The sequence below is a fragment of the Allomuricauda sp. ARW1Y1 genome (genome assembly GCF_013407935.1).
In the GTDB taxonomy this organism is placed as follows: Bacteria; Bacteroidota; Bacteroidia; order Flavobacteriales; family Flavobacteriaceae; genus Flagellimonas.
This window is the reverse complement of sequence record NZ_JACBZU010000002.1, coordinates 684,072-700,560: the sequence shown is the minus strand read 5'-3', so window position 1 is coordinate 700,560 and position 16,489 is coordinate 684,072. Positions and strand designations below refer to the sequence as shown.

Annotated in this window: 13 protein-coding genes; 4 read left to right on the top strand and 9 right to left on the bottom strand. The window is 44.8% G+C overall.

What is annotated here, in order from left to right; genetic code table 11:
* Positions 1-104 precede the first annotated feature (104 nt).
* Positions 105-3,071 (top strand): protein translocase subunit SecDF, encoded by a 2,967-nt coding sequence (secDF, locus tag GGE08_RS08055; protein WP_179384382.1) that lies wholly within the window; start codon positions 105-107, stop codon positions 3,069-3,071.
* 58 nt (positions 3,072-3,129) lie between these two features.
* Here the strand turns inward: secDF and GGE08_RS08050 are convergent, their stop codons facing one another.
* The 7 genes from GGE08_RS08050 to GGE08_RS08020 all read right to left on the bottom strand — a co-directional run bounded on the left by GGE08_RS08050 (position 3,130) and on the right by GGE08_RS08020 (position 9,690).
* A complete protein-coding gene (locus GGE08_RS08050; RefSeq protein WP_179384381.1) occupies positions 3,130-4,593 on the bottom strand; it encodes a glycosyltransferase in 1,464 nt (487 codons plus the stop codon).
* A gap of 82 nt (positions 4,594-4,675) precedes the next feature.
* Positions 4,676-5,926, bottom strand: coding sequence for an ATP-binding cassette domain-containing protein (locus tag GGE08_RS08045; protein WP_179384380.1), 1,251 nt, complete (start codon positions 5,924-5,926; stop codon positions 4,676-4,678).
* Positions 5,927-5,973: 47 nt separating this feature from the next.
* Positions 5,974-6,459 carry a DUF192 domain-containing protein gene (locus GGE08_RS08040; RefSeq protein ID WP_179384379.1) on the bottom strand — a complete coding sequence of 162 codons (486 nt, stop codon included), beginning with the start codon at positions 6,457-6,459 and terminating at the stop codon, positions 5,974-5,976.
* A gap of 3 nt (positions 6,460-6,462) precedes the next feature.
* Positions 6,463-7,425, bottom strand: coding sequence for a prolipoprotein diacylglyceryl transferase (gene lgt / locus GGE08_RS08035; RefSeq protein ID WP_179384378.1), 963 nt, complete (start codon positions 7,423-7,425; stop codon positions 6,463-6,465).
* Between the two features lie 69 nt (positions 7,426-7,494).
* A complete protein-coding gene (yidD, locus tag GGE08_RS08030) occupies positions 7,495-7,716 on the bottom strand; it encodes a membrane protein insertion efficiency factor YidD (protein WP_166248910.1) in 222 nt (73 codons plus the stop codon).
* A gap of 62 nt (positions 7,717-7,778) precedes the next feature.
* On the bottom strand, positions 7,779-8,165 hold the full coding sequence (locus tag GGE08_RS08025) for a DUF779 domain-containing protein (RefSeq protein WP_257023973.1): 387 nt from the start codon (positions 8,163-8,165) through the stop codon (positions 7,779-7,781).
* Position 8,166: 1 nt separating this feature from the next.
* Positions 8,167-9,690, bottom strand: a complete 1,524-nt coding sequence (locus GGE08_RS08020; protein ID WP_179384376.1) for an aldehyde dehydrogenase family protein — start codon at positions 9,688-9,690, stop codon at positions 8,167-8,169.
* A gap of 210 nt (positions 9,691-9,900) precedes the next feature.
* On the opposite strand from GGE08_RS08020, the gene GGE08_RS08015 reads away from it, so the two are divergent.
* Positions 9,901-10,812, top strand: a complete 912-nt coding sequence (locus GGE08_RS08015) for an AraC family transcriptional regulator (RefSeq protein WP_179384375.1) — start codon at positions 9,901-9,903, stop codon at positions 10,810-10,812.
* Here the strand turns inward: GGE08_RS08015 and cysS are convergent.
* Together cysS and folE are read right to left on the bottom strand one after the other, a co-directional pair.
* On the bottom strand, positions 10,809-12,290 hold the full coding sequence (gene cysS / locus GGE08_RS08010; protein WP_179384374.1) for a cysteine--tRNA ligase: 1,482 nt from the start codon (positions 12,288-12,290) through the stop codon (positions 10,809-10,811). The genes GGE08_RS08015 and cysS overlap by 4 nt on opposite strands.
* Before the next feature lie 15 nt (positions 12,291-12,305).
* Positions 12,306-12,986 carry a GTP cyclohydrolase I FolE gene (gene folE, locus GGE08_RS08005; protein ID WP_179384373.1) on the bottom strand — a complete coding sequence of 227 codons (681 nt, stop codon included), beginning with the start codon at positions 12,984-12,986 and terminating at the stop codon, positions 12,306-12,308.
* Positions 12,987-13,119: 133 nt separating this feature from the next.
* Between folE and GGE08_RS08000 the strand changes: the two genes are divergently transcribed.
* Both GGE08_RS08000 and GGE08_RS07995 read left to right on the top strand, forming a co-directional pair.
* Positions 13,120-14,922 carry a T9SS type B sorting domain-containing protein gene (locus GGE08_RS08000; protein ID WP_179384372.1) on the top strand — a complete coding sequence of 601 codons (1,803 nt, stop codon included), beginning with the start codon at positions 13,120-13,122 and terminating at the stop codon, positions 14,920-14,922.
* A 115-nt stretch (positions 14,923-15,037) separates the two neighbouring features.
* Positions 15,038-16,480 carry a T9SS type B sorting domain-containing protein gene (locus GGE08_RS07995; RefSeq protein ID WP_179384371.1) on the top strand — a complete coding sequence of 481 codons (1,443 nt, stop codon included), beginning with the start codon at positions 15,038-15,040 and terminating at the stop codon, positions 16,478-16,480.
* Positions 16,481-16,489: the final 9 nt, after the last annotated feature.

Genomic DNA, 16,489 nt, shown 5'->3' with positions numbered 1-16,489 from the left:
ACCGTCAACAGGAATTGCAATTACATCAAATTCTATTGTCAAATCTTATCGGAAATGATATATTTGCACGCTGTTTAAGAAAACTTCTATAAAATTAACAATCAATGCAGAATAAAGGACTTATAAGGCTTTTCGCTATCCTTTTTGGCTTGGTGAGCATCTATCAGTTGTCTTATACTTTCATCACTAACAAGTTGGAGGGAGATGCTGAAGCTTACGCAGTTAGCCAAATTTCGGAGGCTGAGGAAGACTATGTTGCAAAGCGTGAAGCTTTAGAGGCATCGTATTTGGACTCCATCAGTGACAACACTGTTTTGGGCTATACGAGCTATGGGGAAGCCAAGACGAAAGAGTTGAACAAGGGATTGGACCTTAAAGGGGGTATTAACGTGACCTTGCAGATTTCCGTGAAGGATATCTTGAAAGGCCTTGCCAACAATACCAAAAATCCGGTCTTCAACAAAGCATTGGCCGATGCCGACCAAGCTTCTACCAGTAGTGACGCCACCTATTTGGAATTGTTTTTTGATGCTTTTGACAATATCAAAGGAGATACAAAACTGGCATCGCCCGATATTTTTGCCAACAAAGGACTTAGCGACGATATCAATTTCCAAATGGGAGATGAGGAGGTGAAGCCCATCATCCGAAGAAAAATTGATGAATCCATTGTTTCTGCATTTGAGGTACTCCGTGAGCGTATTGACGGTTTCGGGGTTACCCAACCCAATATTCAGCGGGAAGGAAATTCGGGAAGAATCGTGGTTGAGCTTCCAGGAGCGAAGGACATCGCCCGTGCCCAAGAATTGTTGTCCAGTACGGCACAATTGGAGTTCTGGGAAACCTATCCGCAGAGCAACCAAAGTTTGGGTACTTTCTTTGTAAATGCCAATGAGCGTTTAAAAGAGATTTTGGAGCCATCGACTTCCGAAGAAGAAGTGGCAAAACCTGAATCTGAGATTGATTCCCTACTTTCGGACGTTGCTCAGGATTCATTGGATATGACCGCAGAGGCCAATCCACTATTAGGGAAATTGCTTCCAGCAAACCCAGGCAGCCACGCCATTGCACGCGCCATGGTTTCGGATACGGCCGAGTTGGGTAGCTACCTGAGAATGCCCGAGATCAAAAGATTATTACCAAACGATATTCAGTTCACCAAATTCCTTTGGGAAAGACCGTCCCAAGATGCTGAAATCGTGGATCTGTATGCATTGAAATCCAACAGGGAAGGCACACCACGAATCAGTGGAGATGTGGTTTCCGATGCACAGGATACCTTTGACCAGTTCAATAAGCCTGCTGTAAGCATGACGATGAACACTCGTGGTGCTAAGGAGTGGGAAGAATTGACCGGTGATGCCTACAACAACCAGACAGGGATAGCCATTGTTCTGGATAATAAAGTATATACAGCGCCTGGAGTTTCCTCTGGACCTATTTCCGGTGGCCGTTCAGAGATTACTGGTACCTTTACCGTAAACGAAACCAAGGATATTGCCAACGTATTGCGAGCTGGTAAATTACCCGCTTCCGCAGAGATTATCGATTCCTTTGTAGTAGGCCCATCATTGGGTCAAGAAGCTATCGACAGTGGTTTGATGTCCTTTGTGATTGCCATGCTCTTCGTTTTGGTATGGATGATTTTCTACTACGGTAGAGCAGGTGCCTTTGCCGATATCGCTCTTTTGTTCAATATTCTTTTGATTTTTGGAGTGTTGACGAGCCTTGGTGCGGTATTGACTTTGCCCGGTATTGCAGGTATCGTATTGACCATTGGTATGTCGGTGGATGCCAACGTACTTATTTTTGAAAGGGTCAAGGAAGAACTGGATAGAGGAAAAGGAAAGGCCCAAGCCATCGCCGATGGTTTTGGAAATGCACTATCTTCCATCTTGGATGCCAACATTACTACAGGACTTACAGCGATTATCCTCTTTATATTTGGTTCAGGACCCATTAAAGGTTTTGCTACCACCTTGATGATTGGTATTGTAACGTCCTTGTTCACCGCTATTTTTGTAACCCGATTGATGATCGAGGCCTATACCAGTAAAAAAGGTCGTCGATTGGATTTCTGCACAGGAATCACCAAGAACTTGTTCAAGAACTTGAGCATCGATTTCTTGTCCAAGCGCAAAATATCATACATTGTTTCTGGAATCCTTGTTGCTGTGAGTGTGTTCTCTTTAGCAACCAAGGGACTTCAGCAGGGTGTTGATTTTGTAGGCGGACGTTCTTATCAAATTCGATTTGAAGATCCCGTGAATCCATCCGAAATTGCCGGTGATTTGACCTCTGTATTTGGAAGTGGAACCAATGCAAAGACCTTTGGTGCCGCCAATCAGATTATCATCACCACCAATTACAGATTTGAAGAAAACGGTCCAGAAGTGGATACCGAGATCCTGAACGAAATGTTCACCCAAATCCAAAAATATTTCCCTGATGGTACCACCTATGACGACTTTAAGCCAGGAGGTACAGCAGAGGATTTAGGGGTGTTGAAATATCGAAAGGTAGGTCCTACCATTGCGGATGATATCAAGAAAGGAGCTATTTTGGCCATTATTGCCTCCTTGGCAGTGGTGTTCCTTTATATCCTTTTGCGATTCAGAAAATGGCAATTCTCCTTGGGTGCCGTTGTTGCGGTTTTCCACGATGTTATGGTGGTATTGGGTATTTTCTCATTGACAGGAAGTATTATGCCTTTCAATATGGAAATTGACCAAGCCTTCATTGCGGCCATACTTACGGTAATCGGTTACTCGCTTAACGATACGGTGGTTGTTTTTGACCGTATCCGTGAAATCACTGGTTTGAAAGGATTTAACAACGGGGAAAATATCAACTCCGCTTTGAACAGCACCTTGAGCCGAACATTGAATACCTCCCTTACTACATTAATTGTATTGTTGGCCATCTTCATTTTTGGAGGTGAAAGCCTAAGAGGATTTATGTTTGCAATGATTGTTGGTGTGATTGTGGGTACCTATTCCTCCGTGTTTATCGCAACACCAATCATGTTCGATTCTTTGAAGAAGAAAATTGCTGCTGCTACAGGAGCATAGTTTTTCGTTTTTTATATTACACTTTACAATAAAGGCCCTTTTTTAAGGGCCTTTGTTTTTATATTCTGTTGGCGGACAATGTTCCTAACCAGGACAATAACTGACTGAATAGGGTGAAATTCTGTATGACCCTTAATTGTCCATTAAAGCCCCATTTGTCCCGCTCCTTGGGATGATTGAGCATATAGGCCATGGTTTTCGCCAAACTATCAATGTCCGTAGGGTCAGGGTTAATTTGACCGGTCTTGTTATGCACCACTTGATATTTGAGTCCCGCAGCATTGGATACCAAAACAGGTTTTCTTTTCCACATGGCCTCTGTGGCCGTAAGCCCAAATCCTTCTTGAATGGAATTTTGTGCAATAATGCTCGAGGTGCGCTGGAGCGCATTTACAATGAGCGCATTTTGTTTGGGATTGTCCAAGGGCAGCAATAGAATGGCAATATCGTTTTGCATGCTAGGGTCCACCTGTTTGTAGGTTTCTGTGAGTTCCTGGAGCACTTCTTTGCCTTCAGGATCGTCCGATACAAAGGCTGGGTCGGGTCCTCCCATCACCAATAAGGTCATTTCAATCCGCTTGTATTCCAAACTATCCGGATCGCCGTGTTCTCTGTTGTCCAGTTTCATTTTGATGAAAGCCTCCATCAACTCCTTGAAACCTTTGAGGCGGTCCCAGCGCGATATTTCCGTGATAATCGGCCGGTAGATCAAATCCAAGTTCTGGCCTGCATCCAACACATCGAAAGAGCCATCGGGCATCACCTTGCGAACCAAATGTTCGTAGCGGTGGTACAAAATCGCCTTGTGATCGTCCAGTACACCGGATTGATACAGAATACCAATACACTTGTGCAATTGTAGTTCCCGGTTTTTATGGCTCAAGGGGTCGATTGCTGGAGGGATAATGGAGGTACGGTTTTTCAAAGGCTTGGGCACGTAAGAGGGGAGACTGAACACAAAATGATCATAATCGTCCGTGTAAGGTTCCAAAAATTTCCATACGGCATCGGTCACTTTGGTGTCTTCCTCCAAACCAATATGACATCGCCAAATAATGGAAACCTGTTTCTCTTTTTTGATCATGGCCGCAAGGGGCATGGGTTGTGGGTCGTGCACCACCACAATATCACCATCCTTGATGAGCTCCAATGCCTTTGCGAGATTGTTTCGGTTGACTTCTTCGTAAATCTTGCGGTCTTCCCCGGTAAAAGCACCGGTACCACTTCCGTGTATGGCATTGTGTATGCGCTTGGTCAAATCAAAAAAGGCCTCTTTTTTGGCTTCGATGACCAGCCATTCGATGGATACGCCAAGTTCGCGCAATATCCGCATTTGACTGGGGAGCATTTCGGCCACCCCACCGCCAATGGCCGTGGAGTTGATCATCCAAATGGTACTGCCTTTAAGGGATTCAATAGGGTCTTGGGCCTGTTCCATAAAGTCCAGAACAGAAGAATAGAGCGAGCCGTACGCCTTGTAGTCTACAAGTTTGGCGCCTGGCTTTACATTGATTTTTTGCATGTAAGGGAAGGGTTACTGTTTGATTTCCTTATAAGATAACAAAAAATCGGGTGAGGTTGCTAAATTGTTGTTTATGAGATTCTTATAATTGAACCTGAGTCCCTTTTGAGCCCTTTTCACCAAGGGATAGTTCGTAAATGAACGTTGGTTTCAGTTGGGGCTCTTTGCGATGGGAAACAAAAACAATGGCTGTTTCGCTTTCTTTGGCGATTTTGTTCACCAAGGCTACAAAGAGTGAGGCACTGGCATCGTCCAGACCAGCTGTGGGCTCGTCTAGAATCAATAAGGGTGGATGTTTCACCATGGCACGTGCCATCATGACCAAACGTTTATCCCCGTCGGATAGGTCCCTGAAATGTTCTTTTTTTCTTTCTTCCAATTGCAAAAGTTGGAGCCACTGGCGGGCAAGCTTGATTTCACTGTCCGTAGGCTCCACGTAAAGCCCAATGGAATCGTGTAGCCCAGAGATGATCATGTGCTCCAAGCTATGGTAGCCGCGAAATTTATCGGTAATGGCCGGCGTGTAGTAGCCAATTTTCTGCTTCAGGTCCCAAACACTTTCCCCGCTTCCCTTCTTTTGTCCAAAAATGGTGAGATCTTGTCCGTACCCTTTATGGCTGTCACCGGTAATCATAGAGAGGAGGGTAGATTTTCCACTGCCGTTAGGTCCAATCAGTTGCCAAAATTCACCGCGCTTAATAGTCCAGTTAATCTGATCGAGCACAGATTTACCATCGAAGCTCACGGATACTCCTCTAAAACGGACCATTTCATGATGGTCTACCTCTAGGGGCTTCAACGGTGATGGGATGTTTCCCTGAAAGGGGTCCGATGTCAATTGGGTGTCGTTCCAAAAATCATCTGAGGATGGGTAGGGCAGAAGTTGCTCCCCTTCCAATTTGAAAAAGTGGGTTGTACATGGGAGAATATCATCCAATCGACTAACGACCTGCACTAGGGTTTTGGTTTTGGAGATTTCCAATAATTGATTCTTAAGCTTGTCTTGGGTAGCAACATCCAAATTATCAAACGGATTCACCAATACCATAAAGTCGGGGTTCTGTTGCAGCAAATAGTGGAGTAGGGCCTTTTTTTGCTCCCCACTGCTCATGGTCTTGAGCGGTTGGTCGCCATCCTTTGTCAAAATTTTGATATCGTGCCGATCTTCCTCATTCATGTACCGATGGATTTCAGAACGGGAAAATAGCAGCCCATTGAAGCCCTGCAGATCCGTCAGTCCTTTCACGGCTTTGTTTTGAAGTAACCGCTGCACCAAAGGCTCAGTATTGGAATTGTTTTGTATGAGAATCGCGTAGCTTTTGGTCGGCCTCATTTGGGTAAAAGTCTTTTCCCAAAATTACGATTATCCGTCAGTTTGGACTATAATCTTGAAAAACTGATGCTATCCCCGACCTGTAGCCCCAGTTGGTCGGAAAGGCCAGCATTGATTTCGAGCACATATTTCGCAGGAACATTGGATGGCAAAGTGTTCTCATTGAACGGCTGCGCATTTTTCTGGAAGCTCACAATTTTCATCCCTGAGTTGATGTAAATAATATCCAACGGAATTTCTGTGTTCTTCATGTAAAAGTACTGCAATGCCTCAGTGGGTTGCACAAATAACATCCCCCGGTCGGTTTTCATCGATTTTCGGTACATGAGACCGGTTTGGGTCTCATATTCCGTTTCGGCAATCTCAATATCAAAATTGGCCTTGATGGAGTCCGTTTCGGTGGACAATACCTTGAGTTCCCCTTCTTTGGTAAAAGAAATGGTCTCGGTTTTTAGGGCACTTTTTGACTCGGTTTTGCACGAGCCAAAAGCAAATATAAATACCAATAATCCGATGCTTTTAAGGTAAGCCATAATTTAAATTTCTACTGGGGTGGGTTTTGCCATAAAATAGAAACCGATGATGATCATGGGAAGGCTCAACCATTGTCCGGTGGACAACAATCCCAGCGATTCCTCGAAGCCACCTTGGCTTTTTTTGTAAAATTCCACAAAAAACCGGACCACAAACAATAGCACCAAAAAGAGTCCGAAAAGGAATCCTGACTTGTTTTTCCAATCCGTTTTCCAGTAGAGCAGATAGAGTCCCAAGAAAATCAAAATATAACCGAACGCCTCGTAGAGTTGTGCGGGATGTCGATACGGGATGGCCTCCAAAATATTAGCGTATTCAGGATTATGCTGAATGGCTTTGTAAGCGGCATTTGGAGTTTCTTCCTTCGTCAGGGCCATGGCTTTATAGGCTGGCATATCGTCGGAGTCGCGGATAAATCGGGTGGCCAAAAAATAGGATTCATCCACCTTTCTTCCGTTGATTTCGGAGTTGAAAAAGTTTCCGAACCGCACAAAGGCGGCGCCAATGGCCGAAGGGATTACCAATCGGTCCAACAGCCAGAGCATTTTCATGTCCTTCCATTTTAAGGAGTACAATCCAATTCCTATAATGGCAGCAATGGTGGCCCCGTGACTGGCGAGACCTGTAAAACCTGTGAACTCATACCCATTTATAAGGCCAAAAAGGGAGCTGTTGGCACTTTCACGTATCGGTAAAAGGATTTCCGCCAAATGGTCTTGGTAATACTCCCAATCATAAAAAAATACATGTCCCAACCGAGCTCCCAGCATAATGGAAACTACGGTGTAGATGAAAAGGGAATCCAGTTTTTCCATGGACTTCTTTTCGTTCAGGAATATTTTTTTCATGATGAACCAGCCCAGGACAAAGGCCGCTATCCAGAGCAGATTGTAGTATTTTATCTGTATAAAACCCAGTTTAAAAAGGGTTCCTTCGGGGTTCCAGTCAAATCCTAGAAAGTACATGTGCATAAATTTTAGGGACTAATATAACTACTTTGAGCGGTTGCTCGACGTTATTTAAACTTCAATTTTTTAAGGTACAGGATCGTATCCGCTTCCGCCCCAAGGATTACAGCTGGCGATTCGTTTGATGGAGAGCCATCCGCCCTTAAACAAACCGTGCTTTTTTAAGGCCTCCAAGGTATATTGGGAACACGTAGGGGAATAGCGGCATGTGGAGGGGAGCATGGGAGAGATAAAAAGTTGGTAAAACCGCACCAATAAAACAAACGGTGCTATCAAAATTTTTTTCATGGCATCTTCGACTGATACGAAGGAACAAGGTAACAAAAAGCCCCGATAAATCGGGGCTTGCTTTAAACTTCTTCGCCAGATTGCACAGGTTCCAGATGGTCCCGTTCTTCATCCGTGTAGAGTCGAGACTTGATGACAAAACGGATTCCCAATGGAATTTCCAAGCTGAAACTGGCACCTCTTCCAGTGGTTACATCCACCGTAAGCTGTGTGTGCTTCCAGTATTCGAACTGGTCTTTGCTCATAAAAAAATCGCAACCGTGAATGGTGCCCAGTTTCACATCGTTCTCGTTGAGCATTAATTCACCTTTGGGGAAGCACATGGGCGAAGAACCGTCGCAACAGCCCCCACTTTGGTGGAACATGAGCTCACCATGGCGTTCCCTGAGTTGGTCAATGATTTTTATGGCATTGTCCGAAACCAATACACGTTTTATCAACTGCTCCATCCTAGAAAAAGCCCAGTTTGTTCTTGTCATAAGAAATCAACATGTTCTTGGTCTGTCTGTAATGGTTGAGCATCATTTTATGGGTTTCCCTTCCGATACCTGATTTCTTATAACCACCAAACGGAGCATGTGCAGGATAGGCATGGTAACAATTTACCCAGACCCTGCCAGCTTGTATCTGTCGTGAAATTTTGTAGGCCTGGTGCATATCGCGGGTCCAAACCCCGGCACCCAATCCATAAAGGGTATCATTGGCAATTTCCAAGGCTTCAGCTTCGTCTTTAAAGGTGGTAACACAGACCACGGGACCAAAGATCTCTTCTTGGAACACCCGCATCTTGTTGTTTCCTTTCAATATGGTGGGTTGGATGTAGTATCCACCTTCAAGTCCTTCATTGTAGGCGGCTTCGCCACCCGCGAGTACTTCGCAGCCTTCTTCCTTACCAATTTGGATGTAATTAAGTATTTTTTCGTACTGGTCATTTGAAGCCTGTGCGCCCATCATGGTATTTGGATCCAAAGGATGTCCTAGCTTAATGGCCTTTGTGCGTTCCACCACTCGTTCAATAAAGGCATCAAAAATGCTTTCCTGCACTAATATCCGGGATGGACAAGTACACACTTCGCCTTGGTTCAATGCGAACATCACAGCACCTTCCAAACACTTGTCAAAGAATTCGTCATCGGCCTCCATAATGCTCTCAAAGAATACATTTGGGGATTTTCCTCCCAATTCCAAGGTGACGGGAATAATGTTTTTGGATGCGTATTGCATGATCAATTGTCCGGTAGTGGTCTCCCCGGTAAAGGCAATTTTGTTGATTCTTGGACTGGACGCCAAGGGCTTTCCTGCTTCCAAACCAAATCCGTTGACGATATTGAGCACCCCAGCTGGAAGAATGTCCTCAATCAGTTCCATTAAAATCAAAATACCTACAGGTGTTTGCTCAGCAGGTTTTAGAACAACACAGTTGCCTGCTGCCAAGGCCGGTGCTATTTTCCAAGCGGCCATTAAAATTGGGAAGTTCCAAGGAATGATTTGTCCCACGACCCCCAGTGGTTCCAATATATTCATGGAAACCGTGTTGGCATCCAATTCGCTTACGGAGCCTTCTTCGGCACGGATAACCCCTGCAAAATATCTAAAGTGGTCAATGGCCAAGGGCATGTCGGCCGCACGGGTTTCGCGAAGGGCCTTACCATTGTCCCAAGTTTCGGCCCGGGCCAAAATTTCCAAATTGTTTTCCATCACATCTGCAATCTTTAATAACAGATTGCTACGGTAAGTGGCGGAAGAATTGTTCCATTCTGGAGCTGCTGCCCAGGCTGCATCAATGGCCTTGTCCACATCTTCTGAGGTAGACCTGGCTATCTTGGTGAAAGCGTTTCCGTCTACAGGGGATACGTTGTCAAAATATTCTCCTTTGGTTGGAGGGGTCCATTTGCCACCAATGTAATTTTCATATTGGTCCTTAAACTTAGGTTTTTCCAGAACGTTTCGTTCCGTAGTTTGTACATTGCTCATAATACACGTTGTTTTAGTTAATTGTTATGTGCACCATCACTTTTTAAGTGACTGATTCTAAAAGTATTGATTTTGAGCGCTGTACATCTGACGTATTCTATTAATGACATGACCAATCCTCTTTGAATTTATATTTTTAACAAAAAACACCATTGTATTTTTTATATTTAATAAGTTTTTGTTTAAAATATTAAGGAGTAAACACTGGGTATGCAGTTATCCGAACGATTTTTTAAGGAAAGAAAATTGGAGCATTTGGTAGAAAACCAAACGTCCTACACGCTGAACAATGCTGCCATGCATGTTTTTGAAACGCATTTGCAGGCAGAAAAGGTATTGCTGCAATTTGACCAACCCGTGTTGGCTTCCATGTTGATCGGAAAAAAGGTCATGCACTTGCGCGACAAGAATTCTTTTGATTTTTTGCCAGGTGAATCCCTGATCTTGCCCTCTAACGAAGTAATGTGTATCGATTTCCCCGAGGCCAACCAAGAGAATCCGACCCGTTGTCTCGCCATGGCGATTTCTGATGAAAAAATCAATAAGGTCATCAACCTAATGAATGAATCCATGCCAAAGCATGATGGCTCCGAATGGGCCTTGATGGATTACAACTACCACTTTACCAACGATGCCAGCATTTATGGAATTATTCAGCGGCTTTTGTACTTATTTACCGAAAACCACCCTTCCAAGGACTTTTTCGTGGATAACATGCTCCAAGAGTTGATCATCCGCATTTTGCAGGGCAACCGACGTGAAAACTATACCCAAAATGCATCCAAGTTGAGCTCCAACAATCGCTTGGCCTATGTGGTGGAGTATATTGCCAATCACTTGCACGAACCGATATCCGTAAGTGACCTGAGCAAAAGAGCCTGCATGAGCGAATCCCATTTTCATAAAACCTTTAAGGAGGAGTTGGGAATTACACCCATTGACTACATCAATAGTGAGCGCATTAAAATGGCCATCAAGTTATTGAAGGACCCTGATAAAAAAATAAAGGAGATCTATCTGGAATGCGGTTTCGAGAACCGTTCCTATTTCAACCGGTTGTTCAAACGAAAAATCCATGTTTCGCCCGGAGAGTACCAGTCAAAATTTATGAAAAACGCCTAATTAACGCTGAAGGTCGTCCCGTCCTTGCCATCCTTAATCTGAATTCCCAAGGCGACCAGTTGATCTCGGATTTTATCGGAGGTGGCAAAATCCTTTTTCGCACGAGCTTCGTTCCGGATATCGATCAACAATTCCATGACACCGTTCAAGGTGTTGGAGTCATCTTTCGCCATGGATTGATTTTCTATGCCCAGTACGTCGTAAACAAAGGCCTCCAATGATTTCTTCAATTCCTCCTTGTCTTCGGCAGAAAGGGTTTCCTTGTCCTCTTTGATAAGGTTGATGTGCTTCACGGCCTCGAACAAATGAGCGATTAGTATCGGGGTATTAAAATCGTCATTCATGGCATCATAGCATTTCTGCTTCCATACGGTTACGTCAAAATCCGATTTCGCCCCTGTTTTTAAAGTATCGATACTGTCCAAGGCGTCCATCAAGCGGTTATAGCCCTTTTCCGAAGCTTGCAAGGCTTCATCGCTAAGATCTAAAATGCTGGTATAATGGGCCTGCATCATAAAAAAACGAACCACTGCAGGGGTGTAGGGCTTGCTTAAAATGTTGTTGTTACCACTGAAGATTTCCGCAGGATAAATATTGTTGTCCGTGGATTTGGACATTTTTTTGCCGTTCAAGGTCAGCATATTGGCATGCATCCAATAGTTTACGGGCGATTTGCCAGTGCTGGCCTCTGCCTGGGCTATTTCGCATTCATGATGCGGAAACTTAAGGTCCATTCCGCCGCCATGGATATCGAAGGTTTCGCCTAGATATTTGGTGCTCATGGCCGTGCATTCCAAGTGCCAACCGGGAAAACCATCGCCCCAAGGGGACGGCCAGCGCATGATGTGCTGTGGCTCGGCTTTTTTCCAAAGCGCAAAATCCTGTGGGTTTCTTTTTTCGTCCTGGGCGGTAAGCTCGCGGGTGTTGGTGATCATATCTTCCAACTTTCTGCCGCTCAATTTTCCGTAATCGTGATCTTTGTTGAACTTGATCACATCAAAATAGACCGAACCGTTGGCTTCGTAGGCATAGCCTTTTTCAAGAATATCCTTGATAATTTCTATCTGCTCTATGATGTGTCCCGTAGCGGTAGGCTCAATACTTGGTGGCAACAGGTTGAACAACTGCAAGGTATTGTGAAAATCCACCGTGTAGCGTTGCACTACCTCCATGGGTTCAATCTGCTCCAATTTGGCCTTTTTTGCAATTTTGTCCTCACCCTCATCCGCATCGTTTTCCAAATGTCCGGCATCGGTGATGTTCCGAACATAACGGACTTTGTATCCCAAATGCTTGAAATACCGAAAAATCATGTCGAAGGACATGAAGGTGCGACAGTTCCCCAAGTGCACATTGCTGTATACCGTTGGACCACAAACATACATGCCTACGTGGCCTTCGTTTATGGGCTGGAACACGTCTTTTTTTCCGGTAAGCGAGTTATGGATGCGTAAGGTTTGGTCTTTATACAATTGCATTTAAACGGTTGGTGTTTAAAATTCGGTATCCAGATTGATGTAGTCCAAAAATTCCCTTCTTGTGGCTTCTTCCTTGAATTTGCCGCCATACTCTGCGGTTACGGTGCTACTATCGATATCGCGGATGCCCCTGGAGTTGACACAAAGGTGTTTTGCATCGATAACGCAGGCCACGTCTTCTGTGCCCAACACTTTTTGAAGCTCCTTGACGATTTGGATGTTCATTCGCTCTTGCACCTGTGGACGCTTGGCAAAATAATCCACAATTCGGTTCATTTTGGAAAGCCCCACAACGGTCCCGTTGGAGATGTAGGCAATATGCGCCCGCCCAACAATGGGCAACAAGTGGTGTTCGCAGGTGGAATACACTACGATATTTTTTTCGACCAACATTTCGCCATACTTGTACTTATTGTCAAAAGTGGACGATTTTGGTTTTCTGTCCGGATGCAATCCTCCAAAAATTTCCTGTACGTACATTTTGGCCACCCGTTTTGGGGTACCTTTCAAACTGTCATCATCTAGGTCAAGACCCAGCGTAAGCATAATTTCCCTGACGCTTTTTTGTATTCTTTCGATTTTTTCTTCGTCGCTCAATACAAAAGCATCCTCTCGTAAAGGGGTATCCGATGAGGAACCTACGTGGTCGTTCCCTCTTTCTTCATATTGTTCTTCCAATGCCTGCTCTAATTTCATAGGTACTGCTTGTGGAGGGCAAAGATATACATTAATGAACGATTTAACATCTGGTATCTGGGGTTTGACAACATAAATTATTGTTAAGGCAAGGCGTGCGGTACCTTTATAATGCCCAAACCTACAGTCTTTTATGTGGAAACCTATTTTAAGGACCTTATTGTTTTTACTGTTCTGGCAAACTGCACAAGGGCAGGTGGCCCAAGATTGCTCCCAGGCCATTCCCATTTGCAGCAATACCCCAATTAATGGCGGGACCAATGGTTTTGGTACCGATGACTTCAATGGCGCCTCCTCCAGCGGTTGCTTGGAGCAGACCACCACAGGAGCCATAGAATCCAATTCGGCTTGGTACCGTTTTAGAACGGCCGAAGCTGGTCAATTGGGCTTTAATATTGGGCATAATAGCAACGAGGATTGGGATTTTGCGCTCTACCGTGCTACCGATTGCAACAATTTGGGTGATCCCGTTCGATGTAATTTTTTCGACAATAGCGAGAATACCAGTTTTATTGGGGTGGGAGAGGACCCTACGGGCGATGAAGATTCCGTACACTATGAAGACTGGCTACAGGTAGAGGCTGGGGAGGATTATTATCTCTTTATCAATAATTTTAGCAATATCAATTCTGGTTTTTCCATTCAGTTCACCGGAAACGTATGGGTAGATTATCCCAACAGTGCTTTGGATTGTTCCATTGTCAGCAATTTGTTGGGTCCGCCCATTACCGTTTGCGAAGTAGAAACCGTAGTCTTGGATGCCACAACTTCTGGAGCTTCGGGTTACGAGTGGTATCGTGATGGTGGGACTGGCTTTCAGTTGATATCAGGTGCTGCTGGTGCTACGTATACCGTTCCGGATTCGGGCACGTACCGCGTTGTGGTCCTTACTTCAGCAGAAAATATAGTAAGTGATGTCCAAGTCGGATTTAATGAAGTACCGGTTACAGGGATGTTGACAGATGAGACCCTCTGTTTTGAACCGGACATGACCTTTGATTTGAATGTCAAAAATGCAGAAGCTATTGGAGGAATGGATGCTGATGCTGTTATCGTGAGTTATCATGGTACCCAGGCCGATGCGAATGCTGGCGTAGCCCCTCTAGATCGGAATCATTTGCTGTCCGCTGGCTCGGAAACCATTTACGTAAGGACAACCTCCTTGGCAAACCCAGATTGCTACGATGCCTCCCAAAGCTTTGCCATCAACGCCATAACCACTCCAGTTTTAACTTTTGATGAGCAGGTTGTCATCTGTGAAGCCGTCGGAACCCTGGAAATCGGGGAAACGCAGCCCAATGCTGACTACACCTACCAATGGAGTTCGGGAGAGCAAACCCCGTCCATTTTGGTATCCGGAGCAGGAGAATATGTCTTAACGGCAACCCATCAATCCAATGGAATTGTTTGTGAGGCTACCAGAACGGTGGTGGTCGAGATATCGACCATGCCCCAAATCTCCAGTATCGATATAGCCGATATGAGCGTCAATAATTCGGTTACCATCAATACGGAGAGTGATGGAACGTATGAATTTAGCCTGGATGGTACAGATTTTCAAAGCAGCAATGTGTTCCAAGGTGTTCCTCCCGGTTTGCATACGGTACGCATGCGAGACCTGTATGGCTGTGGTGAGGTAGAAGAAGAAATTGTGGTCGTGGGCTTTCTTTCCGCTTTTTCGCCCAATGGCGATGTTCTCAATGAGACTTGGCAGATTGAGGGACTTTCTACTTTAAACTCTCCTATTGTTACCATTTATGACCGCTATGGTAAACTCATCAAGCAGATGAACGAGTTTGATGCAGGTTGGGATGGCAATTTTCAAGGTAAGCCGCTGCCATCAACCGATTATTGGTTCAAATTGTCCTACATTGATGCAGATGGTAACCGTACCGTTGCCAAATATTTGCAAAGCCATTTTTCCTTAAGGCGATAGCTAAGTGTTACCGTTTGTCGATTAACGGTAAATTTCTTCGATGACCGTATACTAAAACCGTAGGTTAGCGAGTTATACTGCTAATAAGCAGCATAATCAATAGCCCCAAAATTCTATGAGAGCTCTATTCAGCGCTATCTGTTTTTTTCTTGTATGCCAGTTGGTCAGCGCGCAAAACTCCCCAGATTGTAGAACAGCGATTCCTGTTTGTGCCGATGCTCCCATTTTGGGAACCACGGACGGAGGGGGGGATATTGACGATTTCGACCCTGAGGTCATCACCCAGACGGGCTGCTTGGAAAAGGGAAGTGTAAGTTCGGCCAATATCGAAAACAACACCGCTTGGTATGTGTTTAGGGCTGGCACCGACGGACAAATCGGTTTTGACATAGAGGCCCTTCCGGTTACCCCGGGAAGTCCAATTACCGCCGAATGGGATTTTGCGTTATACGGTCCTTTTGATGAAACTTCCAATGAGAATTTTTGCACCATAGTTGGGGATGGGACTGCACAGCCCATTCGCTGCAATTACGAATACAACGAAACAGGGTTCACGGGGATTGGAGTCAATCCCGTAAATGGCAGGGAAGGAGCCCCGTTCGTAAAAGGGAGTCAAAACACCTATGATGAATGGCTAAATGTAAGACAAGGTGAAATCTACTACCTCTACATCAACAATTACAATACCAATTTTGATGATGAACCGGAGGACTTTATCCTCACATTTACGGGAACTTCTGTGGATGAAGACCAAAATACGGCACTGGACTGTAGTTTGCGCGATGAGTTTTTAGGCTTTGATATCGTTGCCTGCGAAGGCGACCCGGATATTGTTTTATCTGCCCTTAATTCACCTGCTGGTCCCAATATCGCCAATGTTACTTGGAGTGTTGATTTTGATGATGACGGTGTTATCGACCAAATTTTGGCGAATGGAGCTACGGAAACCGAGTTGACCGTTTCAAGTCCTAATTCGGGACGTTATTTTGTTTCCATTGAAACCAATCAGGCCACCATTATAACGGACGATGTATTGATTACCTTTTACGGTACTCCCGAATTGGATGAGGTTCGGGTCATCGACGATTTGGTCAACAGCGACCAGACGGACCCTTATAATATTGAAATTGTTCCCGTAGGAGACGGAAATTATGAATATGCCATCAACGGAGGGGAATATCAGGACGACCCTGTGTTTTTGGATGTGCCCCCTGGAATAAACACTGTGGTCATCAACGATAAGAATGGCTGTGGGACCACTGAACCTATCGAATTTTTGGTCGTTGGCTATCCCAAATTTTTTACGCCCAATAGTGATGGTGCCCACGATAATTGGACCGTGTATGGGGTAGAGGAGTTGGGCAATCCTGTGGTGTATATTTTCGACCGTTACGGAAAGTTGCTTAAGCAGATTGATGTAAACATCGGTTGGGACGGTACCTTTAATGGAAGGGATATGCCTTCATCCGACTATTGGTTCCGACTGGAATATGAGCGCAACGATGAAAATGTTATTGTTGCCAGGTCCGTGCGAAGACATTTTTCGCTGGTACGATAGATAAAAAAA

Coding starts and splice junctions, on each gene's coding strand:
- folE (WP_179384373.1), bottom strand. CDS start 12,986: ATGAAATTAGAGCAGGCATTGGAAGAACAATATGAAGAAAGAGGGAAC.
- GGE08_RS08025 (WP_257023973.1), bottom strand. CDS start 8,165: ATGGAGCAGTTGATAAAACGTGTATTGGTTTCGGACAATGCCATAAAA.
- cysS (WP_179384374.1), bottom strand. CDS start 12,290: ATGCAATTGTATAAAGACCAAACCTTACGCATCCATAACTCGCTTACC.
- GGE08_RS08040 (WP_179384379.1), bottom strand. CDS start 6,459: ATGGCTTACCTTAAAAGCATCGGATTATTGGTATTTATATTTGCTTTT.
- GGE08_RS08045 (WP_179384380.1), bottom strand. CDS start 5,926: ATGAGGCCGACCAAAAGCTACGCGATTCTCATACAAAACAATTCCAAT.
- GGE08_RS08000 (WP_179384372.1), top strand. CDS start 13,120: ATGTGGAAACCTATTTTAAGGACCTTATTGTTTTTACTGTTCTGGCAA.
- GGE08_RS08020 (WP_179384376.1), bottom strand. CDS start 9,690: ATGAGCAATGTACAAACTACGGAACGAAACGTTCTGGAAAAACCTAAG.
- lgt (WP_179384378.1), bottom strand. CDS start 7,425: ATGTACTTTCTAGGATTTGACTGGAACCCCGAAGGAACCCTTTTTAAA.
- GGE08_RS08050 (WP_179384381.1), bottom strand. CDS start 4,593: ATGCAAAAAATCAATGTAAAGCCAGGCGCCAAACTTGTAGACTACAAG.
- GGE08_RS07995 (WP_179384371.1), top strand. CDS start 15,038: ATGAGAGCTCTATTCAGCGCTATCTGTTTTTTTCTTGTATGCCAGTTG.
- yidD (WP_166248910.1), bottom strand. CDS start 7,716: ATGAAAAAAATTTTGATAGCACCGTTTGTTTTATTGGTGCGGTTTTAC.
- GGE08_RS08015 (WP_179384375.1), top strand. CDS start 9,901: ATGCAGTTATCCGAACGATTTTTTAAGGAAAGAAAATTGGAGCATTTG.
- secDF (WP_179384382.1), top strand. CDS start 105: ATGCAGAATAAAGGACTTATAAGGCTTTTCGCTATCCTTTTTGGCTTG.